This is a genomic window from Streptomyces albospinus, from assembly GCF_014648695.1.
Lineage (GTDB): Bacteria > Actinomycetota > Actinomycetes > Streptomycetales > Streptomycetaceae > Streptomyces > Streptomyces albospinus.
This window is the reverse complement of sequence record NZ_BMRP01000013.1, coordinates 123,702-145,380: the sequence shown is the minus strand read 5'-3', so window position 1 is coordinate 145,380 and position 21,679 is coordinate 123,702. Positions and strand designations below refer to the sequence as shown.

General features: G+C 72.9%; 15 protein-coding genes. 5 read left to right on the top strand and 10 right to left on the bottom strand.

Annotated elements, in window-relative coordinates; translation table 11 throughout:
- Positions 1-76: 76 nt before the first annotated feature.
- The gene (locus IEZ17_RS19595; protein WP_189301857.1) at positions 77-1,303 is read left to right on the top strand and encodes a chitinase; all 1,227 of its coding nucleotides are present in this window, start codon (positions 77-79) and stop codon (positions 1,301-1,303) included.
- 155 nt (positions 1,304-1,458) lie between these two features.
- Here IEZ17_RS19595 and IEZ17_RS19590 read toward each other — a convergent pair whose 3' ends face one another.
- The 4 genes from IEZ17_RS19590 to IEZ17_RS19575 form a co-directional block, all read right to left on the bottom strand.
- A complete protein-coding gene (locus IEZ17_RS19590; RefSeq protein ID WP_189301856.1) occupies positions 1,459-3,141 on the bottom strand; it encodes a CocE/NonD family hydrolase in 1,683 nt (560 codons plus the stop codon).
- 250 nt (positions 3,142-3,391) lie between these two features.
- Positions 3,392-4,564, bottom strand: coding sequence for a macrolide family glycosyltransferase (locus IEZ17_RS19585; protein WP_189301854.1), 1,173 nt, complete (start codon positions 4,562-4,564; stop codon positions 3,392-3,394).
- Between the two features lie 193 nt (positions 4,565-4,757).
- A complete protein-coding gene (locus IEZ17_RS19580) occupies positions 4,758-5,414 on the bottom strand; it encodes a response regulator (RefSeq protein WP_189301852.1) in 657 nt (218 codons plus the stop codon).
- A gap of 93 nt (positions 5,415-5,507) precedes the next feature.
- Entirely contained in the window at positions 5,508-6,755 is a 1,248-nt protein-coding gene (locus tag IEZ17_RS19575) for a histidine kinase (RefSeq protein ID WP_229852402.1), read from the bottom strand.
- Positions 6,756-6,914: 159 nt separating this feature from the next.
- Here IEZ17_RS19575 and IEZ17_RS19570 point away from each other — a divergent pair, with 159 nt between their 5' ends.
- On the top strand, positions 6,915-7,439 hold the full coding sequence (locus tag IEZ17_RS19570) for a hypothetical protein (RefSeq protein WP_189301849.1): 525 nt from the start codon (positions 6,915-6,917) through the stop codon (positions 7,437-7,439).
- A gap of 73 nt (positions 7,440-7,512) precedes the next feature.
- Here the strand turns inward: IEZ17_RS19570 and IEZ17_RS19565 are convergent, their stop codons facing one another.
- Positions 7,513-9,189: a purine-cytosine permease family protein gene (locus IEZ17_RS19565; RefSeq protein WP_229852401.1), complete on the bottom strand. Its 1,677-nt coding sequence runs from the start codon at positions 9,187-9,189 to the stop codon at positions 7,513-7,515.
- 232 nt (positions 9,190-9,421) lie between these two features.
- Here IEZ17_RS19565 and IEZ17_RS19560 point away from each other — a divergent pair, with 232 nt between their 5' ends.
- Both IEZ17_RS19560 and IEZ17_RS19555 read left to right on the top strand, forming a co-directional pair.
- The gene (locus tag IEZ17_RS19560) at positions 9,422-10,324 is read left to right on the top strand and encodes an alpha/beta fold hydrolase (protein ID WP_189301847.1); all 903 of its coding nucleotides are present in this window, start codon (positions 9,422-9,424) and stop codon (positions 10,322-10,324) included.
- A complete protein-coding gene (locus IEZ17_RS19555; RefSeq protein WP_189301845.1) occupies positions 10,311-10,871 on the top strand; it encodes a TetR/AcrR family transcriptional regulator in 561 nt (186 codons plus the stop codon). Before IEZ17_RS19560 ends, IEZ17_RS19555 begins: the two co-directional genes overlap by 14 nt.
- A 39-nt stretch (positions 10,872-10,910) precedes the next feature.
- Here IEZ17_RS19555 and IEZ17_RS19550 read toward each other — a convergent pair whose 3' ends face one another.
- The 4 genes from IEZ17_RS19550 to IEZ17_RS19535 form a co-directional block, all read right to left on the bottom strand.
- Positions 10,911-12,317 (bottom strand): amidase, encoded by a 1,407-nt coding sequence (locus IEZ17_RS19550; RefSeq protein WP_189301843.1) that lies wholly within the window; start codon positions 12,315-12,317, stop codon positions 10,911-10,913.
- Between the two features lie 118 nt (positions 12,318-12,435).
- Positions 12,436-13,812: a cryptochrome/photolyase family protein gene (locus IEZ17_RS19545; RefSeq protein ID WP_189301841.1), complete on the bottom strand. Its 1,377-nt coding sequence runs from the start codon at positions 13,810-13,812 to the stop codon at positions 12,436-12,438.
- A 210-nt stretch (positions 13,813-14,022) separates the two neighbouring features.
- Positions 14,023-14,448, bottom strand: coding sequence for a DUF3592 domain-containing protein (locus tag IEZ17_RS19540; RefSeq protein WP_189301839.1), 426 nt, complete (start codon positions 14,446-14,448; stop codon positions 14,023-14,025).
- A complete protein-coding gene (locus IEZ17_RS19535; protein WP_189301837.1) occupies positions 14,430-17,012 on the bottom strand; it encodes an ATP-binding protein in 2,583 nt (860 codons plus the stop codon). Before IEZ17_RS19535 ends, IEZ17_RS19540 begins: the two co-directional genes overlap by 19 nt.
- A gap of 247 nt (positions 17,013-17,259) precedes the next feature.
- Here IEZ17_RS19535 and IEZ17_RS19530 point away from each other — a divergent pair, with 247 nt between their 5' ends.
- A complete protein-coding gene (locus IEZ17_RS19530) occupies positions 17,260-18,822 on the top strand; it encodes a Na+/H+ antiporter (protein WP_189301835.1) in 1,563 nt (520 codons plus the stop codon).
- Positions 18,823-18,870: 48 nt separating this feature from the next.
- Here the strand turns inward: IEZ17_RS19530 and IEZ17_RS19525 are convergent, their stop codons facing one another.
- Entirely contained in the window at positions 18,871-21,462 is a 2,592-nt protein-coding gene (locus IEZ17_RS19525; protein ID WP_189301833.1) for a sensor histidine kinase, read from the bottom strand.
- Positions 21,463-21,679: the final 217 nt, after the last annotated feature.

Below are 21,679 nucleotides of genomic sequence, written 5' to 3'. Positions count from 1 at the left end.
TGTTGACGCACCCGTGGCCAGGGGTCACTCTGTGGGCCATTGGTCTGGACCACCCCCTCGGATCGTGGGAGGACATGTGCCACCTCGTAATGTCGGAACTCTCGCCGCCGCCGTCTCCGCGGCCTGCGTCGCGCTCGTGGCGGCCGGTACGGCTCTTGCCGCCGGCCACGGCAGCACCGCGCCCCGGGCCCCTGAAGCCCTGGGCAGCAACTGGTATGCGGCGGCGCCCTATTTCATGCCGCTCGACAACGACCCGCCGGACGCCGGCGCGGTGATGGACGCCACCGGCCTCAAGGCGTTCCAGCTCGCCTTCATCCTGGCGCCGAACGGCGGCGGCTGCTCCCCGACATGGGACGGGAACAGCCCCGTCGGCTCGGACACCGCGGTCGCCGGTGTGATCTCCGCGATCCGTGCGAAGGGCGGCGATGTCTCCGCCTCCGTCGGCGGATACAACGGAACCAAGCTCGGGCAGAGCTGCGGCACCCCCGAGGCGACCGCCGCCGCCTACCAGCAGGTCATCGACAAGTACGGCCTCAAGGCATTGGACTTCGATCTGGAGGAGCCGGAGTACGAGGACTCCGCCGCCATCCACAACGAGATCGGGGCCGCCAAGATCCTCCAGCAGAAGAACCCCGGCCTCTACCTCTCCGTCACCACCGCCGGGACCGCCGACGGCACCGGCTGGTTCGGCAAGCAGATGCTCAACGAAGCCAAGTCCCAGACCTTCACCCCGGACAACTTCTCCATCATGCCCTTCGACGGCGGCTTCAACGGCGCCGCTTCACAGACCGCGGCGCTCACCAACTTCAACGCCGTCCTGCGGTCCACGTTCGGCTGGGACGAGGCCACCGCGTACGCCCACGAGGGCATCTCGCAGATGAACGGGCGCAGCGACACCGGCGAGAACTTCACCCAGGCGGACTTCCAGACGGTGCTGGACTTCGCGACCTCCCACCACATGGCGCGGTTCACCAACTGGTCCGTCAACCGGGACCGGCAGTGCACCCCGCCGGACAACAACGGCAAGACGTCCGGCACGTGCAGCAGCGTGCCGCAGGGCGCGTACGACTTCACCAAGTACTCGGTGAAGTTCGCCGGGGCCACGCCGCCCACCGCTCCCCCGACCACCACGCCGCCCAGCCAGGGGAGTTGTACCGCCGCGGCGTACAGCGCGGGCACCGTCTACGTGGGCGGTGACACCGTCTCGTACAACGGCCGTACCTGGAAGGCCAAGTGGTGGACGCAGGGCGAGGCTCCCTCCACCGGCGGCTCGGGGGTCTGGCAGGACCTGGGCGCCTGCTGACCGGCCGGTCGGCTTCTTCACCGGCGGCATCAAGAACGTCCAGGTCTTCGACCAGGCCCTGTCCGCGGACCGGGTCGCGGCGCCGGCGTGACCGCGCCGCGACCACGGGTCCGCGGACAGGGGGAATCAGCCGGGTACGGCCTCCGCCGTGGCCGTCAGCGCAGCGGCACGGTCAGCTCGGACGGGCCGGCCGCCGTCGCGCCGAACGACACGCTGCTCCCCTTCGGCGTACGGCCGCCGTACAGCGGGTCCTTGGTGTCCAGGACGAGCGCCAGCCGGTGCCCGGCGGGCAGGTCGTAGGCGGTGGCGAAGAGCGAGACGTCCAACGGGAAGGCGCGCCCCGGCGTCTTCCCGGACCAGCTCTGCGGGGCGTGGGAGATCAGCTTGCCCACGCCGAGCGCGTCCACGTCGTAGAGGTAGGCGAAGACGGTGCCCTGCGGCGCGGACGCGGTGATCTGCGTGTGCAGCCGCGCGGCCCCGCGTACCCGCTGCGCCGTCGCGTACGGCTCCGACTGCCATACGGCGGCGGAGCTGCGGGGCAGCAGCGGGACGAGGACGGTCGGCGGCAGGCCGGTGAACTGGTCCAGCGCACCGGACAGTTCGGCGATGCCGCCGTCCGCGCCCGAGTCGGTGCCGCCGGCCACCTCCTTGTGCCATCCGCTCCCGGCGGTCGAGGTGCCGAGCGTCCCGGTGCCGTGGACGTTCGGGTCGCCCAGCCGCAGGTGCGCGGTACGGGAACTGACGGCCCGCCAGTCCGGGTAGTTCTCCTCCGCGCCGCTCCGCCTGACCTGGAGGTGCACCGACCCCCCGGCGGTGTCGTCGTTCCCGCCGCTGCCCTTGAGGTGCTGGTCGAGCCAGTGGCGGGCGCTGGTCCAGGTGGCGTTGTGCAGCCCGAGCAGGCTGGTCAGCTCCTGGGTGGCGTGGTCGCCGGGACGGAGTTCGAGCCGCTTCGGCACGGTCAGCCGCTGATAGAAGGCGGTCATCTGGCTGGGGTTGAAGATGCTGTCGCCCCAGGCGTTGGCCAGGAAGACGGCCGTGCCGTGGGCGTTGATGCGGTCCACGTACGCGGCCGGGGACCGCTTGTGCGCCCAGGCGACGACCTGGGGGATGTCGCGATCGGCGTAGAGGTCCGCGAGCATCCGCGAGAACTCCGGGCTCGGGCGGCCGGTGGGCGCCTCGATGGCGTGGAGCAGCGCGGCGGCCTGGAGGTGCCGCGTCTGCCCGCTGTAGAGCGAGTCGACCAGGTCTCCCCAACCGCTGAGCGCGGCCACGGCTTTGATCCGCGGGTCGAAGGCGGCGCCCATGAGGGTGAGGCCGCCGCCGAGGGACAGCCCGACCATGCCGATGCGCTGCGGGTCGGCCGGGGTGTGGGCGAGGGCCCAGTCGATGACGCCGGACACGTCGCCGACGTCCTTGGACCCCGCGACGTCGACCTGCCCCCCGGAGCGCCAGAATCCGCGCACGGTGTACGTCACGGCGACATAGCCCGCGGCGGCCAGTTGTCTGCCCTGTGCGACGTACTCCAGGTCGTTCTGGCCCCAGCTGGCCGGCTGGACGACGAGCGGGTGGCGGCCGTTCCGGTCGGCGCCCGGGGTGCCGGGTGCGGGGGTGAAGACATCGGCCTTGAGGACGGTGCCGTCCTTCATCGGGATGTCGGCCAGGCGGAAGGACGGTGCGGCGTGCGCGGTGGCCTGGACGGCCCGCGGGCCGGGGCGGGAGGTGGCTGACGCCGGGGTGGTGACGAGGCTGCCGCTGAGGGCAAGTGCCGTGACAAGTACGGCAGTTGTCGTCCGGTGCCGGTCACGGGGACGGCCGGCGGTACGGCGGGATCGCGCCATCGATGCTCCATCGGGGTCTGACCGCGGTGCCACAGTGGCACCCATCCGGTGCGGTGGTTCGGAGCGTACGGGGGCGCCATCGGCCCTGGTGAGACGATGATCAGCCAAAGATACTCACGGGTAACTCGGAATGCGCCAACGGACTTTGCCGACGAAGGGCGACGTCGGGCGCGCGGGGCGGTGGCGCCCCCGCGCGTCCGGCGTCGCCCCGGCCGATTCGGCCGCTGCGGGACGGAGCCGCCGTCAGCCGCTAGCGGAGGTACTCCTCGATGACATCCACACCGCGGGCGGCGCCGCCGCTCTCCCGGACGACCTTCTGCATCCGGTCGAGGTTGGCGCGGATCGACGGGTCGGTGGCGACCCGGTCGACCGCCTCGCGCAGCTTCTCGGCCGTCACGGTGGCGGCGTCCAGCTGCTCACCGCAGCCCAGTTCGGCCGCCCGCCCGGCGTTGGCGGCCTGTTCGGGCATCTGCGGGACGGTGACCAGCCCGACGCCGTAATACAGCGACTCCATCGTGGAGTTCATCCCGGCGTGCGAGACGAAGGCCGCGGCCCGTTGGAGCACGGCGGGCTGCGGGAAGTGCGGCCGGACATCGAAGTTGGACGGGATGTCGCCCAGCAGGGAGACATCCAAACCGCCCACGGTCATGGCCACTTGGTAGGGGCCGTCACCGAAGGCGTCGAGGCAGGTGCGGTAGAACTCGGGCCGGTCGTTGAAGACCGTGCCCAACGATATGAAGAGCACGGGGGCCTCGGGGTCGGCCGGCGCCCACGTTTCGGCGTGCTCCCGGCTGCCCAGCGAGGGACCGAGGAAGTGGAAGCTCTCGTCGAAGGTCTCGCCGGCGAACTGGAACTCCCGGGGTATGAACACCAGGTTCAGCTTCTCGGTCGCGTCCAGCAGGCTCGCCGGGTCGAGCGCCACCCCGTACTCGGCGGAGAACTCCGCGCAGGGTTCGGCCATCGCGGCGATCACCGGATTCTCCTCGCCGAGTCCGCCCAGGAACTTGGCGAACAGCGAATACGACGCGTTGGAGGCGAGGTTCGGTATCGTCCGGACGGCGGGCAGGCCCAACTCCTCGGCGAGGACCCGGGGCGGCCAGTTCATCGCGTCGTAGCAGATCGCGTCCGGCTTCTCGGTGACGCAGTACTCGCGCAGGACCGGATAGGCCGCCCGCATCGTCCCGAAGAGGTTGCGCAGGAATTCACCGAAGGCCTCGGGGCCGAAGCTGCTGGGCGGCGCCCCCCATTCCCGCTTCGGCAGTTCCACCCAGCGGGCGCCGGCTCCGATGACCGCGTGGGAGTGGTCCACGGCGGTGGCGTAGTCCACGCGGTGCCCTCGCCGTACGAGTTCCTCGACCAGGGGCAACGTGGGGTTGACGTGCCCGTGGCCGCCAAGGGTCACGAATAACAGGTGTTTGGGCATGCCGCCGATCCTAACGAGTGCCGGTGAACGGGCCTCGGCCTGCCCCGGGGCACCGGCCCACCGCGACATGCGCGACCGGCACCGTGGGGGGAACGGGAAGCCCGGGGCCCGCTGGCGACGCTCCTCCCGGAGAGGCGGATGCGGCTCATGTCCCTGACGCCGGCGCAACCGGGCTGACGCCCTGGGCAGGCGGTCAGATCAGACCGCGTTCCAGGGCGGTCACGACGGCGGCGGTCCGGTCCGTCACGTCCAGTTTCCGGTAGGCGCGCAGCAGATGGGTCTTCACGGTGGCCTCGCCGATGAACAGCCGTGCGCCGATCGCCGCGTTGGTGAGGCCCTGGCTGACCAGCCGCAGCACTTCGGTCTCCCGGTCGGAGAGGGGTGGGGACTCCACCGTCCGCGGGCGGAACAGCTTGGGGGCGAGCGACGGGGTCAGCACGGTCTCGCCGCGCGCTGCCGCCCGTACCGCGTCGATGAGTTCCGCCCGGGTGCTCCCCTTGAGCAGATAGCCGGCCGCGCCCTCCTCCACGGCGCGCAGGATGTCCGCGTCGCTCTCGTAGGTGGTGACGATGACGACCTTGCTGCCGGGCGCCTGGCGCAGGATGTGCCCGGTGGCCTCGACGCCGTCCATCCCACCCATCCGCAGGTCGAGCAGCACGATGTCCGGTCGCAGCAGTGCCGCCAGGGTCACTGCCTCCTCGCCGGATGCGGCCTGTCCGGCGACGGTGATGTCCGGGGCGGACTCCAGCATGGCGGACAGGCCCTCGCGGACGACCGGGTGGTCGTCGGCGAGCAGGACCCGGATCGTGCGGTCCGCCGCCGCGTCGCCGGACACCGTGTGGTTCGTCATCGTTCCCCGCGCCCTTGTCCCTTTGTGCCTTGTCCGTCTGCTGCGCCGCCTGTTGCCCTGCCGGTCGCCCGGTGCGTGTGGCGCGCTGCCGGGTCACGGCTCGCCCGTGCCGTCGGCGGGCTCCGTCCCGGCCGCCGGGTCCGCGGGCACCGTGATCGTGATCGTGGTGCCCTGACCGGGGCGGCTGTCGACAGTAGCGTGTCCGTCGATCTCCGCGGCGCGGGCCCGCATCCCGCGCAGCCCGTAGCCCGCGTGGTCCTGGTCCGCGGCGAAGCCCGCGCCGTCGTCCGTGACGGTGAGGCGGACCGTGTGCGGCTCGTAGGCCAGGGCGACGGCCACGGTGCGGGCCCCCTCGGCGTGCTTGCGGACGTTCGCCAGGGATTCCTGTGCGGACCGCAGCAGCACCACGGCTGCGGGCATCGGTACCGGTCGTTCGGTGCCCTGGACGGTGCAGCGCGCGGTCAGTCCGGTCTGCTCGGACAGGGTGTCGGCCTGCCGGCGGACCGCCCGGGCCAGGGAGCTCTCGCGCAGTGCGGGCGGGGTGCGGGCGGCGACGAAGTCCCGTGCTTCGGACAGGCTCTCCCTGGCCACCCGCCCGGTCAGCGCCAGGTGCCGGGCGGCCAGGTCCGGTTGGCTCGCCAGCTCCGACTCGGCGGCCTGGACGAGGGTGATGATGCTGGTCAGGCCCTGGGCCAGGGTGTCGTGGATCTCCCGTGCCAGCCGCTCGCGTTCGGCGGCGATCCCGGCCTGGCGGGACATCTCGGCGAGCTGCTCGCGGCTGCGGTGCAGCTCCGCGATCAGCTCGCCCCGCTCCCGGCTCTGCCGGACCACCTTGGTGATCCACTGGCCCAGCAGCACGGAGAGCGCGATGCCGAGGAGGGAGAGCGGCAGCGTCGCGCGCCAGTCGCCGCCGGTGAGCCAGACGACCGCCGGCGGTGTGAGGTTGGCCAGTGAGGCCGTCGCGACCGCGGGCGGGGCAGGCAGCGACATCATCAGCATCGGGACGACGGCGAACAGTGCGAAGGAGCCGCCGATGGCGCACGCCGTGGCCGCGGCGAAGAGGAGGAAGAGCCCGGCGGCGAAGGTGAGGTGCCGCGGGCCTGCGGTGCGGCCGGCCGGGCCGTGCAGCATCAGGCCGCGGCCGAGCGCCGCGTACCACGGGATGGCCAGGGTCAGGGCGCCGATGGCGAGGGCGCGCCGGAGCGGGTCGCCGCCGGTGGTGAAGAGCAGGACGGTGGTGACGGCGTAGCTGACGGCGAAGTACCCGTCCCAGAGGCCGAACCAGCGGTTCCGTGCTTCGGGGGCGTGGCCCTCGCCGTTCCCCTGGGTGTGAGTGCGCACCCGCCCAGTCCTACCACCCCGGCGACGGCCGGTGTCCACCGGTCGGTGGACAGCCGGACCCGACGGTCGGTCGACGCGGGGGGACGCCGTGGGGCCATAGCGTCGAGGACGTCGGCGCAGCGGAACACGCGCCAAATACCAGGGGAGACCTCGCATTTCATGAACACGACGTCGACGTTGTTCACTCCGTTCGTGACCGCGCTGATCGCCAGCGTGACGATTCTCGGCATCATCCTCGCCACCGACCTCGGTCACCGGCGGCTGACCAACATGCGGATGCTGCGGTCCCTGATCGCGGTCGCCGTGGTCATCGGGCTCTTCGTGCATTCGCTGCCGACCGGCGGGAACGACATCTCGATGCAGCTCGCCGGGATCGGCATCGGCGTGATCTGCGGACTGATAGCGGGCGCGCTGCTGCCCGCCGACCGCGCCGCCGACGGCAGCGTGTACACCACCGGCGGGATCGGCTACGCGGTGCTGTGGATCGCCATCTCCAGCTCGCGGGTGCTGTTCGCGTACGGGTCGGAGCACTGGTTCAGCCAGGGGATCGTCACCTTCAGCATCGACTACGAGCTCAGTGGACAGGACGTGTACGCCAACACCTTCGTCTTCATGTCGCTGGCGATGGTGCTGGCCCGCACCGGGGTGCTGCTGAGCAGGCGGCGGAAGCTGACGCGGGCCTGAGGGCGCGCGCGGCTCCGGCCCGGGTCCGGTCGGCGGCTGCCGGCCGGACCCGGGCGTGCGCGCGGGTCCGGCCTCAGACGCCGGCGGGCGAGGGCGGGAGCAGATGGTCGCCGGTCTTGTCGGTGGTCAGGCACAGGGAGCAGACCATGGCGTCGTGGGTGGGGCAGGCGGCCAGATCCGGCCGCTCGAAGCTCTGCCGGCACACATGGCAGGGGTACGTCGTGGCGCTGGGGTTGCCGTCCGCGTCGAGCATCGCCTCCGCCATCCCGTCGTCGGTGCGGCGCAGGTAGTAGCGGCCTCGGGTCAGCACCGCCATGAGCGGGGTGAGGACCCCGGCGATCAGCGCCGCGGCGACCGGCGAGTACGGCTGGAGCGTGTCGCCGAGGGCGTGGAAGTACATGGCGATCGACAGGCCGGAGGCGGCGACGAACGCCACCACGCCGACGGGGTTGACCGCGTGGAGCATGCCGCGGCGGAACTCCGGTGCCTGCGGGGAGAGATGGAGCAGGTACTTGTTGACGATGATGTCGGTGGCGACGGTGACGACCCAGGCGATGGCGCAGTTGGAGTAGAACCCGAGGATGGTGTTGAGGACGCTGAACATGTCGGTCTCCATCAGCGCCAGCGCGAACGCCAGGTTGAGCAGGACGAAGACCATGCGGCCGGGGTAGTGCTTGGTGAGCCGGGTGACGGAGTTCGTCCAGGCCAGCGATCCCGAGTAGGCGTTGGTCACGTTGATCTTGATCTGGCTGATCACGACCAGGACGACGGCCAGGGGGACCACCAGCCAGGAGGGCAGCATCGTGGCGAAGGCTCCGCGGAACTGCTGGATGGGCTCGGTGGCCGCGGCGGGTCCCACCTCGGCGAGGATGTATACCGCGAGGAACACCCCGATGGCCTGCTTGAGGGCGCCGAGCACCACCCAGCCGGGACCGGCCAGCACCACGGCCGCCCACCAACTGCGCCGGTTCTCCGGGGTCTTGGGCGGCATGAACCGCAGGTAGTCGATCTGCTCACCGATCTGCGCGATCAGCGAGAGGCAGACACCTGCGCCCAACAGCACGGAGGCGGTGTTGATGCCGCGGTCGCCGTCGGTGCCGGCGTAGGACAGGAAACGGTGGACCGAGCCGGGGTCATGGGCGATCAGGTACAGCAGCGGGCCCACCATCAGGAGCAGCCAGAGCGGGGTGGTCCACACCTGGAGTTTGCTGAGGGCCTTCATCCCGTAGATCACCAGGGGGATCACCATCAGGGTGGCCACGAGATAGCCCAGCCACAGCGGCAGCCCCGGTGCCAGCTTCAGGCCCTGCGCCATGATCGAGCCTTCCAAGGCGAAGAAGATGAAGGTGAAGCTGGCGAAGATGACGCTGGTCAGGACCGAGCCGTAGTAGCCGAAGCCGGAGCCGCGGGTGATCAGGTCGAGGTCGATGTTGTAGCGGGCGCCGTAGTAGGCGAGCGGAAAGCCGGTGAGGAAGATGACCGCCGCTGCGACGGCGATGGCGGCGAGCGCGTTGCCGGTACCGTGGGTGAGGCCGATGCCCGCCCCGATGGAGAAGTCGGCCATGTAGGCGATGCCGCCGAGGGCGGTGGTCGCCACCACCATGGGGGTCCAGCGCCGGTAACTGCGGGGCGCGAAGCGGAGGGTGTAGTCCTCCAGGGTCTCCTTGGCCGCCGCCCGTTCGGTGCCGGACGCCTCGTCGTGCGCCGGCTCGCGCCGGACGTCTTCCGCTGCCGTCGGTGGAACACTCATGCCACGCCTCCTGGGGATCCGTGGCGGGAACGCTAAGCACGATGTATTTCCTGCCACTTCGCGCCCTGTGACGGAGAGATTTCCGGGATCTCACCGGCGCTTCGGAGCCATCCCGCGCCATCCGTCGCCGGCTGCGGCGGGATGTCCCCGAAAGGCGTTGACCGACCGGTCGGTCATGGCTAGCGTGTTTGGCGCGATCAGCAGGAGGTTCCCTCATGAAGGAGGTCTCGCCATGGAAGTCCCCTTGATCGAGGAGGCGTTGGCGTTCACGGTGTCCACGGCGCTGGGTGAGGTCGCGGTCCGCATGACGGACGATCACCAAGCGGCCGACGACGCCCCGGCGTTGCTTCTGCTGCACGCCAACCCCGGTGACAGCCGGGACTTCGCGGCGGTCGCTCCCGTACTGGCGCGGGAGTGGCGGGTGGTGACCGTGGACTGGCCCGGGTTCGGGCGGTCCACGGCGACCGATCCGCGCCAGGTGACCGCCGACGGGCTGGTGGCCACCGCCGAGGACGTGCTCGACGCCCTGGCCGTCCGCCACGGGATCCGCCGGGTGTGCGTCCTGGGCAACAGCGTGGGCGGCTATGTCGCGGCCCGGCTGGCGCAGCGCCGGGCGGACGAGGTCGCCGGGGTGGTGCTGGTGGACCCCGCCGGGTTCACCCCGCAGAACGCGGCCACCCGGTTCTTCTGCCGTCAGGTGATGGGGCGTCAGTTCTTCGCCCGGCTACTGGTCGCCCCACTGGCGCGGGCCTATCTCGGCGGACTGCGCACCGCGAGCGCGCGCGCCACCTACGCCCGCGCCCGGCAGCTCCGGCACGATACGCAGCGGCTCGCGGTGCACTGCGCGCTGTGGCGCAGCTTCGCGGATCCGCGGTGCGATCTCACCGGACCGGTGGACCGGGTCGGCGCGGGGACGACGCCGACGCTGCTGGTGTGGGGGCGGCGGGATCCCGTCCTCTCCGCCGCCGTGGACGGCCGCCGCGCGCGGCGCGCACTCCCCCACGCCGAGAGCGTGCTGCTGGCCACGGGGCACGAGCCGTTCAGCGAACGGCCGCGGGAGTTCCTCGCCGAGGTCATCCCCTTCCTGCGCCAACACGCCACGTCCGCATGGGGAGTTGCCGGTGCGGCCGGCTGAGCCGGGACGGCGGTCGCTGCTCGATGCCGGTCGGCGGCTGCTCGCCGGGGAGGACCTGTCCCGGCTGTCGGTCAACGCCATAGTCGGCGCGGCAGGCATGGCCAAGGGCAGTTTCTACCAGCACTGGCCCACCCGCACCGACTATCTCGTCGCGCTGCACGCCATCTTCCACGACGAGCTGTTGGCGCGGGTCGAGGCGGCGATTGACGAACTTCCCCCGGGGCCGGACCGGTTGGCGGCGGGCATCACCGCCTACCTCGACGGTTGCCTCGCCCAGCCGGCGACCAAGGCGCTGCTGGTGCAGGCCCGTACGGATGCCGCGCTCGGCCCGTATGTGGCGGCGCGCAACGACACCTTCGCCGGTATGGCGGTGGCGGACCTCGTCGCACTCGGCTGGCGGCCGGCCGAGCCGGTCGCCGCGCTGCTCGTCGCCGCCGTCGCCGACATCGCGCTGCACGAACTCACCGCCGGCCGCCCGCGCGACGATCTGCGTACCGCGGCGCTGCGGCTCGCCGCACGGACGCCGGGGGCCGACGCCGGGCCGTAGGGCCCGCCCGACGACAGGCCCTTCGGCCGGTCCGGCGGCTCAGCTTCCGCCGATGCGCTCCGCCAGGTCCAGGACGGTGCGGTCGGCGAGACGGGGGCCGATGATCTGGACGGCGAGGGGCAGGCCGTCCGGGTCGGTGCCCAGCGGGACGACGGCGGCGGGGAGGCCCATGTGGCCGGCGAGGTTGAGCCAACCGGTCTGGTCGAAGAAGCCGCGCTCGCGGCCGTCGACGGTGAGCGAGCGGGCGCCCTGCCCGATGGCCGCGGTGGGGGCGGCCGGGGTGATCAGGGCGTCGTGGCGGCGGAAGTACGCCGCCCAGCCTTCCTGCATCCGGGCCCGGTCCTCGTTCGCCCGGAGCCAGTCGCGGTGCCGCTGGGTCCGCAGCCGCAGGAACTGCGCGCGCGGGGAGGCGTCTTGGGGCGGGAGTTGCGCGGCCTGTGCGCAGTCGCGCCGGAAGGCGTCGTCCTCGGCGCTGCCGGCGGCGGTGGCGTGCAGCAGGCGCTGGAAGAGCGCGTCCGACGCCGGCAGGTCCACGGGGCGGTCGTCGGTGTCGATCCGCGCGCCGGCGTCGCGGAGGCGTTGCGCCAGGTCTTCCACGAGCGTGCGGGTGGCCGTGTCGACCGGGCAGTGCGCGTCGTCGGACCAGATGCCGATGCGGTGGTCGGCGATCCGCTCGTGGGCGGGTGCGGGCAGCTCCAGGCGCCAGGCGACCGCGTCGGCCTCGGCGGGGCCGGCCAGTACGTCCAGGGCGATCCGCAGGTCCCGGGGGTGGCGGGCCAGGGGGCCCGGGGTGAGCATGTCGCTGCTGGTGAGCCAGCCCGGTGGGCGCGGGATGTGGCCGCGGGAGGGGACGATGCCGTGGGTCGGGCGCAGGGCGTGGACGCCGCAGTAGTGGGCGGGGAGGCGGAGCGATCCGGCGAGGTCGCTGCCGAGTTCGAGCGGGGTGAGGTGGGCGGCGACCGCAGCCGCCGCGCCGCCGGAGGAGCCGCCCGCCGTCCGTTCGGGGTGGTGGGGATTGCGGGTCGCGCCGAAGAGGGCGTTGTCCGTGTGCAGGTCCTGGCAGTAGGCGGGCAGGTTGGTCTTGCCCATGATGATCGCGCCCGCGCTCCGGAGCCGGGCGACGGCGTCCGCATCGCGCTGCGGGAGGTGGTCGCGCAGGTCGGGCGATCCGGAGGTGGTGCGCAGACCCTGGGTCTCGAAGGAGTCCTTGACGGTCATCGGCAGGCCGTCGAGCGGGCCGCCGGCACGGCCGTTGGCGCGGCGTTGGTCCGCGGCGTGCGCGGCGGCGCGGGCGGCTTCCGGGTCGAGGGCGATCACCGCGTTCAGGGGTGACCCGGCTATCCGGTCGAGGTGCAGGTCCAGGAGTTCCCGGCTGGAGACCGTGCGCGCGGCCAGGGCCTGGAGCTGGGTGTGGGCCGGGGCCCGGCTGATGTCTGACGGGGTCATGCGGCGGCTTCCAACGGGGTGTGGGGGGCGGGTCGCCGGGCGGCGGCTCGGAGATCATCGATCATCCAGGGTAGCGAGCGGCGTCCGGGCGCCGGCGGGGTGTCCGGCTGTGCGGTCGTCAGTCGAGGCCGCGGGCGCGCCGGAAGCGGGTGAGGCCGTCGGCGAGGTCGACGACGGGGGCGGGGTAGCCGTACCCGGCGCGTGCGGGGTGCGGCAGCTTCCAGGGCTCGTGGACCAACGGGCCGGCGAGTGCGGCGAGTTCGGGTACCCAGCGGCGTACGTACTCCCCGTCCGGGTCGTAGCGGCGGGCCTGGACGAGGGGGTTGAGGATGCGGTTGTAGCGGGAGTCGGTGCCGGTGCCGGCCACCCACTGCCAGTTGAGCTGGTTGTTGGCGATATCGCCGTCGACCAGCAGCTCCAGGAAGTGGCGGGCGCCGATCCGCCAGTCCACGTACAGCGTCTTGCTCAGGAAGCTCGCGGTGAGCAGCCGGGCGCGGTTGTGCATCCAGCCCTCGTACAGCAGTTGGCGCATCGCCGCGTCGATCAACGGATAGCCGGTGCGGCCCTCCTTCCACGCGGCGATCTCGTCCCCGGCGGTGGCCTCGGTGCGCCAGCGGTCGTGCCGGGTGCGGTAGTCGACGGCCGCCGCGTCGGGGCGCGCGGCGAGGACCTGGTGGTGGAAGTCCCGCCAGGCGAGCTGCCGTACGAAGGCGTCGGCGCCGGGTCCGCCGTGCCGGCGGGCGCGGTGGACGAGCTCGACGGGCGAGAGGGTACCGAAGTGCAGATGTGGGGAGAGCCGCGAGGTGGCGTCGCCGGCGAGGTCGTCATGGCGGTCCTCGTAGGCGTCCAGGCCGCCGCGCAGCCACGCGGCCAGCCGCTTCCGGCCCTCCGCCTCGCCGCCCGCGGCCAGCCCCGGCGACACCCCTGGCAGACCGGCGGCGGTGGGCAGCGGCTCCGAGCCGATGCGGTCGGGTACCGGTACGGTGCGCGGCGCGCCCAGCACTTCGCGCAGCCGCTGCCCGGACCAGCGCCGGAAGTACGGGGTGAACACGGCGAAGTGGTCGGCTGCCGCCGGGGCGACCGCGCCGGGCGCGAGCGCGGTGATCACCGCGTCGTGGACGTGCAGCCGGCGCCCGGCGGCCTCCAGCGCCCGGCGCAGCCGCTCCTCACGGCGCGCGGCGTAGGCGCTGACGCCGGCCGCCAGATGGACCTCGTCGGCCCCGGCCTCGGCGGCCACCCGGCCCACCTGGTCGACGACGTCGCCGGAGCGCACCACGAGCCGCCCGCCGCGCTCGCGCAGCCCGGCGTCCAGCAGGCTCAGGCAATCGGCGAGGAACGCCTGTCTGTTGGGGGTGGTGAACCCCGCCGCGGCGATGGCGTCGTCGCGGACGAACAGCGGCACCACCGCGTCGGCGGAGCCGAGTGCGGCGCGCAGCGGCGGATGGTCGTGCAGCCGCAGATCGGAGGTGTACAGGACGACGGAGACACGGGGCACGGGCAACTCCTCGGCGCGGTGGGCCCGGTGGGCGGCGGCTGCCGTCGATCGTTCCCCCGGCGCGGTACGGAGCGGCGCGGGACGCACCGTACGAGGGCGGGTTACCTCGTCCGGGCGACGGCGTCCCGGCCTGATCCAGGCGCCGACGGACGACGTTCCCCTTACGTGGGGTCGGGCGCCGGCCCTGGCCGAGTGGGTATCACGTCCCGTTCACCGCACGAGGAGCGCGACGGCAAGCAGGCCGAGGGCGAGCGCCACGATGGCGGTGCCGGCGGTGAGGAAGGCGCGTTCCAGGGCGAGGCGTTCCCGGCCGTGGACGACGGCGGTACGCGGGTCGGCCGGGTCGTAGGCGACGGACACCTGGTCGCCGTCGCGGAGCGGGTGCCGGCGGGTGGACGGTACCGGGCAGACGATCTCCATCACCCGGCCGTCCTCGGTGGCGAACTGGAGGAGCGGGCGCGGTGGTGCCGGTTCCCCGGCGGCCCGGCCCGGCGAGATCTTGACCAGGGCCTGCGCGCGCACGCCGGCCCGGGTCAGCCGCCGGGTCTGGCGCAGGCCGTAGGCGCCCGCCAGCGCGGCGACCAGGCCGCCGAACGCCGTGAAGCCGGCGAGTACCGCTAGCGCCCCGGCACCCATGCGTCTTTGTCCGGGGTGTCCGCTGCGGGGGCGGCGCGCAGCGAGAGGACCATCGTGAGACCGCCGCCGGGGGTGTCCTCGGGGGTGAGGGTGCCGCCCATGGCTTCGGTCAGGCCGCGGGAGAGGGCGAGTCCGAGGCCGAGGCCGCTGGTGTTGTCGGTGTCGCCCAGGCGCTGGAAGGGGACGAAGATCCGGTCCCGGTCCCCCGGTTGCAGGCCCGGCCCGCGGTCGACGACCCGCAGTTCGACCCAGGGGCCCAGGGAGCTGGCGGTGATCAGCACGCTCTGCCCGTCGGTGGAGTGCCGTACGGCGTTGGTGACGAGGTTGGCGATGACGCGCTCCAGGAGCGGTGGGTCGGCGAGGACGTCGCAGATCTCGTCCAGGCCCTGGGAGCGGATCGGCACGGGTGTCGCGGCGAGGGTGTCGAGTGCCAGGGGGAACACGTCGGCGAAGGCGGTGGGCTGGAGGTGCAGGGTCAGCGCGCCGGCCCGCAGGCGGCTCATGTCGAGGAGGTTGTCCACCAGGCGGTTGAGCTCGATCAGTGATTCCTCGGCCGTGGCGAGCAGTTCCTCGCGCTGGTCCGCGGTGAACTCCACCTCCGTGCTGCGCAGCGAGCTGACGGCGGCGCGTCCGCCGGCCAGCGGGGTGCGCAGGTCGTGGCTGACGGCGGCGAGCAGTGCGGTGCGCATCCGGTCCGCGGCCTTCACGGGTTCGACCTCGGCGGCGGCTTCGGTGAGGCGGGCGTGGTCCAGGGCGGCGGCGAGGTGGGCGGCGAACGCGGTGAGCACGCGGTGTTCGGAGGCGGGCAGGGTGCGGCCCTTGAGGACGAGGAGGCGGTCCGGACCGGCCGGTACCTTCACGGTGCCGTCCACGTCGACCGGCATCTCGGTCTCCTGGTCGCCGCGCGGGACGAGTTCGGCGGACTCCATGCCGAAGGTCTCGCGGGTGTGCTCCAGCAGCCTGGAGACCGCCTGGTCGCCGCGGAGGATGTTGCCGGCCATGGAGGACAGCGTCTCGGCCTCGGCGGTGGCGCTGGCCGCGCGCCGGGACAGCCGCAGCGAGCGGTCGACGATGGCGGCGACGGTGACGGCGACGCCCGCGAACACCGCCAGAGCCAGCGCGTTGTTGGGCTCGGTGATGGTGAACTCGCCGCTGGGCGGGATGAAGTAGTAGTTCAGCAGCAGCGAGGCGGTGAGGGAGGCGAGCAGCGCGGAGAGCACCCCGCCGAAGCAGGCCACGCCGACCACGGTGACCAGGAAGAGCAGGGCTTCGCTGGTCAGGTTGAGGGTGCCGCGGGTGTTCGCGAGGGCGGCGGTGAGCAGGATCGGGAGCAGCAGGCCGGCCACCGGCCCGGCGGTCCGGCGCGAGCGGGGCAGCAGCCGGCCGGGGACCGGCAGCCGGCGTCCGCGGCCGGAGCGCTCGTGGGTGACCATGTGGACGTCGATGTCGCCGGAGAGCTCGACGGTGGTCTCCCCGATGCCGTGGGACGCCAGCAGGCGGGAGAACCAGCCGCGCCGGCTGGTGCCCAGGACGAGCTGGGTGGCGTTCTCGGCCCGTGCGAAGTCCAGGAGGGCGGTGGGCACATGGTCGCCGACGACGGAGTGGTAGCTGCCGCCGAGACTTTCGACGAGGGCGCGCTGCTTGGCGAGAGCGGCGGGTGAGGCGTCGGCGAGTCCGTCGCTGCGGGCGACGTGCACGGCGAGCAGATCGCCGCCGGAGGAGCGGTCCGCGATGCGTTCGGCGCGGCGGATCAGGGTGGTGCCCTCGGGGCCGCCGGTGAGCGCCACCACGACGCGTTCGCGGGTCTCCCACACGGTGCCGATGCCGTGCTCGGAGCGGTACTTCTGGAGGGTCTCGTCCACCCGGCCGGCGACCCACAGCAGGGCCAGCTCCCGCAGGGCGGTCAGATTGCCGACGCGGAAGTAGTGCGAGAGGGCGGCGTCGATCTTCTCCGGCTGGTAGATGTTGCCGTGCGCCATCCGCCGGCGCAGCGCCTCGGCGGGCATGTCGACGAGTTCGATCTGGTGGGCGCGGCGGACCACCTCGTCGGGTACGGTCTCCCGCTGCGGGACCCCGGTGATCTTCTCCACGACGTCGTTGAGCGATTCCAGGTGCTGGACGTTGACGGTGGTGACGACGTCGATCCCGGCGGCCAGCAGCTCGTCGACGTCCTGCCACCGCTTGGCGTTGCGCCCGCCGGGGATGTTGCTGTGCGGCAGTTCGTCGACGAGGGCGACCGCGGGGCGGCGGGCGAGGACGGCGTCCAGGTCGAGTTCGCCGAAGACCGCTCCGCGGTAGGGGCGTTGCAGCCGCGGGACGACCTCCAGCCCGTCGAGCATCTCCTCGGTGCGCGGCCGGGCGTGGCACTCGGCATAGGCCACCACGACGTCGGTGCCGCGGCGGGCGCGCCGGCGGCCCTCGTCGAGCATCCGGTAGGTCTTGCCGACCCCGGGCGCCGCGCCGAGGAACACCTTGAGTCTCCCCGGCCGGACGCCCGGTGGGTCCGCCGCGACAGCACTCGACGCCACCGAAGGCCCCTCCCTCACCGTTCCGCAGGGGCCCATGGTCACACCGGCCGGGCCGAACCGTGCGGGAACGCGGGGACGTTGACGTTTTCCTGACTCGGAGTCCTGGTTGCGGCCCTGACCGGGATGTACGGAATGTGGCTGCTACCGGCCCTGATCAGTCGGCTTTCCGCTGCTGGGGCGCTGCTCTGGCCCCGTTCGGCCGATAGGGTGACGGCGGAGCGCCGGGAAGTCTGGTCGGCACAGAGAACAGCCTGCGGTTTTCCGGTGTTCGAGGGGGCGCTCCGTGCACAGTGTCGCTACCGTGCTCTTCCTGGTGGTGCTCGCGACGGCGGTGGCCACCGGTGCCCGCCGCTGGCGCATCCCCGCCCCGTCGCTGCTGGTGGTGGCCGGTCTGGTGGTGGGCATGCTGCCCGGGGTGCCCGACGTCCATGTGACGCCCGAGGTGATCGGCACGGTGGTGCTGCCGCCGTTGCTGTACGCGTCGGCGGAGGAGCTGTCCGGGCGGGATCTGAAGGCCGTGTGGCGGCCGGTGACGGTGCTCGCCGTCGGGCTGGTGCTGTTCTCCGCGGCGGCGGTGGCGGCGGTGGCCGCGCTGCTGACGCCGCTCCCCCTCAGTGCGGCGTTCGTCCTCGGTGCGGTGCTGGCGAGCACCGATCCGGTGGCGGTGACCGCGCTGGGCCGGCGGCTGGCGCTGCCGCCGCGCATACAGGTGCTGGTGCAGGCCGAGAGCCTGTTCAACGACGCCACGTCGCTGGTGCTGTTCCGGGTCGCGGTCTCGGTCGCCGCGGCGTCGGGTGTAGTGACCTGGCAGGCGGCCGGCGGGCAGTTCGTGGCGCTGGCGGGCGGCGGCGGGCTGGCGGGGCTGGCGGTCGCGGGGGTGGTGGCGCTGATCCGGCGGCGGACCGCGGACCCGGTCCTGGAGACGGTGATAGCCCTGGTCACCCCGTACGCGGCGTACGTGCTCGCCGAGGCGGTGCAGGCGTCCGGCGTCACGGCGGTGGTGGTGGCCGGAGTGGTGCTGGGCAGCAGCGGCCACCGGCTGACCACCGCCCCCGTGCGGCTCCAGCTGCACGCGGTCTACGGCACCGTGGTCTTCCTGCTGGAGAGTGTGGTGTTCAGCCTCATAGGGCTGGAACTGCCGTCGCTCATAAGGGCGTTGACGGACGCGGACCGGCTGTGGCCGGTGCAGGCCGTCGTACTGGCCGTGGTGCTGATGACGGTGCGGATGCTGTGGGTGTTCCCGCTCTCCGCCGTACTGCACCGCAAGCATGCGGCGGGCACGCCGTCCTGGCGGGTCGCGGCGGTGACGTCGTGGGCCGGCACCCGCGGGGTGATGCCGCTGGCCGCGGCGCTGTCGATACCGCTGGCCACCGACGGCGGGGCGGGTTTCCCGCAGCGCGGGGTGATCCTGGTGCTGACCACGTCCGTCGTCGTGATCACGCTGGTCGCCCAGGGGTTCACCCTCGCCCCGCTCGTCCGCCGCTCCGGTGTCGCGCTGGAGCCGGCGCACACCCGCCGCGAGGAGACCGAGGCCCGGCACCGGGTCGTGCTGGCCGGTCTGCGGCATCTGGAGCAGATGGCCGACCTGGAAGCGGTCCCTGACGTCCTCGTGGCGCGCCTCCGCCGCGAGATGACCACCCGCCTCGACCTCACCCGCCAACTGCTCGACGAGGACGACCCGGTCGAGTCCATGGCGGCGACCTACCGGCAGCTGCGCCGCGAGGTGATCGCGGTGGAGGTCGCGGAGCTGCGGCGGCTGCACGACGACCACCTCATCAGCGACACCACCCGGCGCCGGCTGCAACGCTCGCTGGATCTGGAGGAGACCCGGCTGGCGGACTCCTGACTCGGCGCCGGGCCGCCCCGTGCCCCGTACGCCTCGGCCGTGCACGCCTCATACGTGGCCCTCGTGCGCGCAGACCGCCACCGGGGCCGGTGCCGCCGGCAGGGAGACGACCATGGTCAGGCCGCCGCCCGGGGTGTCCTCGGGGGTGAGGGTGCCGCCCATGGCTTCGGTCAGGCCGCGGGAGAGGGCGAGCCCGAGGCCGAGGCCGGTGGTGTTGTCGGTGTCGCCCAGCCGCTGGAAGGGCTCGAACGCCCGCTCCCAGTCGGCGAGTTGCATCCCCGGGCCGCGGTCGGTGATCCGGAACTCCACCCGCTCGCCGAGTGCACTGGCGCCGAGGGTGACCGGGCGGCCGGCGGGTGAGTGGCGGACCGCGTTGGCCACCAGGTTGGCGATGACCCGCTCCAGCAGCGGCGGGTCCGCGAGGACGTCGGGAGCGGTGTCCAGCCCCTGGGTCACGACGTGGACGAGGGCCTGCGGGGGCGAGTCGGGCAGGGTGTCGAGCGCGGACGGCAGGACGTCGGTGAACGCGACCGGTTCCAGGCGCAGGGTCAGCGCGCCCGCCTGGAGCCGGCTCATGTCGAGGAGGTTGTCGACCAGCCGGCTGAGCTTGGCCAGGGACTCCTCGGCGGTGGCGAGCAGTTCCTCGCGGTCCTCGGGGGAGAACTCCACGTCGCGGCTGCGCAGCGAGCTGACCGCCGCCCAGCCGCCGGCCAGCGGGGTCCGCAGGTCGTGCCCGACCGCGGCGAGCAGCGCGGTGCGCATCCGGTCCGCGGCCTTGACGGGTTCGACCTCGGCGGCGGCCTCGGCGAGCCGGGCGCGCTCGACGGCGGCGGTCAGATGCGCGGCGAAGGCGGTGAGCACCCGGTGCTCGGACGCGGGCAGCCGGCGGCCGGTGAGCACCAGCTCGCTGTCGTCCCCTATCGCGATCTTGGTGGTGTGGGTGTCGTCCACGCGCCAGGTGCGCGGCGGTTCGGACGCGGCGTCCGTCCGGTGCTCCAACTCCTCGTGCCGGGGGCGCAGTTCGATGCTGTCCATACCGAAGGTCTCACGGGTGCGCTCCAGCAGGACGGGGACCGCCCGGTCCCCCCGCAGGATGCCGCCGGCCAGGGAGGTCAGGGTCTCGGCCTCCGCGGTCGCCCGTGCGGCCCGCCGGCTCAGCCGCAGGGAGCGGTCGACGATGGCGGCGACGGTGACCGCGACAATGGTGAAGGCGGCCTGGGCGACGACGATGTTCGCCTCGGCGAAGGTGAACTCGCCTTGGGGCGGGATGAAGTAGTAGTTGAGGATCAGCGAGGTGGTCACGGAGGCGAGCAGCGCCGAGACCACCCCGCCGATGCAGGCCACGCCCAGCACGGTCAGCAGGAACAGCAGCGCTTCGCTGGTGAGGTTGAGCGCCAGCGGGGCGGAGACGCCGCGCAGCAGCAGCGTGAGGAGCGCGGGCAGGACGAGGCCGGCCACCGGCCCGGCCACCCGTCGGGAGCGCGGCAGCCCGTTGCCGGGGGTGGCCCATTTCCTTCCCTGGCCGGCGTGTTCGTGGGTGACGGTGTGGACGTCGATGTCGCCGGAGCGCGCGACGACGGTCTCCCCCACCCCGCGGGGCGTCAGCAGCCGCCGGAGCCGGCCGCGGCGGCTGGCGCCGACGACGAGCTGGGTGGCGTTCTGCGCCCGCGCGAAGTCCAGCAGGGCGGTGGGGACGTCGTCGCCGACCACCGAGTGGTAGCTGCCGCCGACCCGCTCGGTGAGCTGCCGCTGCCCGGCCAGCGCGGCGGACGAGGAGCCGGCCAGGCCGTCGCTGCGGGTGATGTGCACGGCCAGCAGGTCGCCGCCGGAGGAGCGGTCCACGATCCGGGCGGCACGGCGGATCAGGGTGGCGCCTTCGGGGCCGCCGGTGAGCGCGACCACCACGCGCTCCCGGGTCTCCCAGACCCGTCCTATGGCGTGTTCGTAGCGGTACTTGCGCAGCGCCTCGTCGACCCGGCCGGCCACCCACAGCAGCGACAGTTCGCGCAGCGCGGTGAGGTTGCCGACCCGGAAGTAGTGCGAGAGCGCCGCGTCGACCTTCTCGGGCGGGTAGATGTTGCCGTGCGCCATCCGGCGCCGCAGCCCCTCCGCGGGCAGGTCGACCAGCTCGATCTGGTCGGCGCGGCGGACGACTTCGTCGGGCACGGTCTCGTACTGCGGCACTCCGGTGATCTTCTCGGCGACGTCGCTGAGCGACTCCAGGTGCTGGATGTTGAGGGTGGCCACCACGTCGACGCCGGCCGCCAGCAGTTCCTCGATGTCCTGCCAGCGCTTGGTGTGCCGGCCGCCCGGCGCGTTGGTGTGCGCCAGTTCGTCGATGAGCGCCACCTCGGGGCGGAGCTTCAGCACCAGTCCGAGGTCGAGTTCGGTGAAGTCCGCGCCCCGGTGGTGGCGGGTCACCCGCGGCAGCACGTCGAGTCCTTCGAGCATCCTCTCCGTGGCGGTACGGCCGTGGCACTCGGCGAAGGCCACCACCACATGCGTGCCGCGGGCGGCCCGGCGCCGGCCCTCGTCCAGCATCCGGTAGGTCTTGCCGACCCCGGGGGCGGCCCCGAGAAAGACCTTGAGCCGGCCGGGCCGTGGCCCCGCCCCGCCGGTGCTGTCGCTGCCCCGTGACATCACGCACTCCTCTGTGGAAATAGCGGCACGCCGGTCGGTGCCGAGGGGGTGGCCCGCGGCACCGGTCGGCGTGCCGGGTCCTCCAGGACATCGTCACTTCACGGCGGCAAATCCCGGGATTGCGTTCGAAGACGTTGACGCATCTCTGACCCGGGCGCCGGCTCACGAGCCGGCGCGGCGCGGTGCGTCGGTTCTCCAAGTGGGCGGCGGCCGGCGG

Bases quoted from the DNA above. Each gene is read 5' to 3' on its own strand.
- IEZ17_RS19590 (WP_189301856.1), bottom strand. From the start codon at position 3,141: ATGGCGCGATCCCGCCGTACCGCCGGCCGTCCCCGTGACCGGCACCGG.
- IEZ17_RS19585 (WP_189301854.1), bottom strand. From the start codon at position 4,564: ATGCCCAAACACCTGTTATTCGTGACCCTTGGCGGCCACGGGCACGTC.
- IEZ17_RS19580 (WP_189301852.1), bottom strand. From the start codon at position 5,414: ATGACGAACCACACGGTGTCCGGCGACGCGGCGGCGGACCGCACGATC.
- IEZ17_RS19570 (WP_189301849.1), top strand. From the start codon at position 6,915: ATGAACACGACGTCGACGTTGTTCACTCCGTTCGTGACCGCGCTGATC.
- IEZ17_RS19565 (WP_229852401.1), bottom strand. From the start codon at position 9,189: ATGAGTGTTCCACCGACGGCAGCGGAAGACGTCCGGCGCGAGCCGGCG.
- IEZ17_RS19560 (WP_189301847.1), top strand. From the start codon at position 9,422: ATGGAAGTCCCCTTGATCGAGGAGGCGTTGGCGTTCACGGTGTCCACG.
- IEZ17_RS19550 (WP_189301843.1), bottom strand. From the start codon at position 12,317: ATGACCCCGTCAGACATCAGCCGGGCCCCGGCCCACACCCAGCTCCAG.
- IEZ17_RS19540 (WP_189301839.1), bottom strand. From the start codon at position 14,448: ATGGGTGCCGGGGCGCTAGCGGTACTCGCCGGCTTCACGGCGTTCGGC.
- IEZ17_RS19535 (WP_189301837.1), bottom strand. From the start codon at position 17,012: ATGGGCCCCTGCGGAACGGTGAGGGAGGGGCCTTCGGTGGCGTCGAGT.
- IEZ17_RS19525 (WP_189301833.1), bottom strand. From the start codon at position 21,462: ATGTCACGGGGCAGCGACAGCACCGGCGGGGCGGGGCCACGGCCCGGC.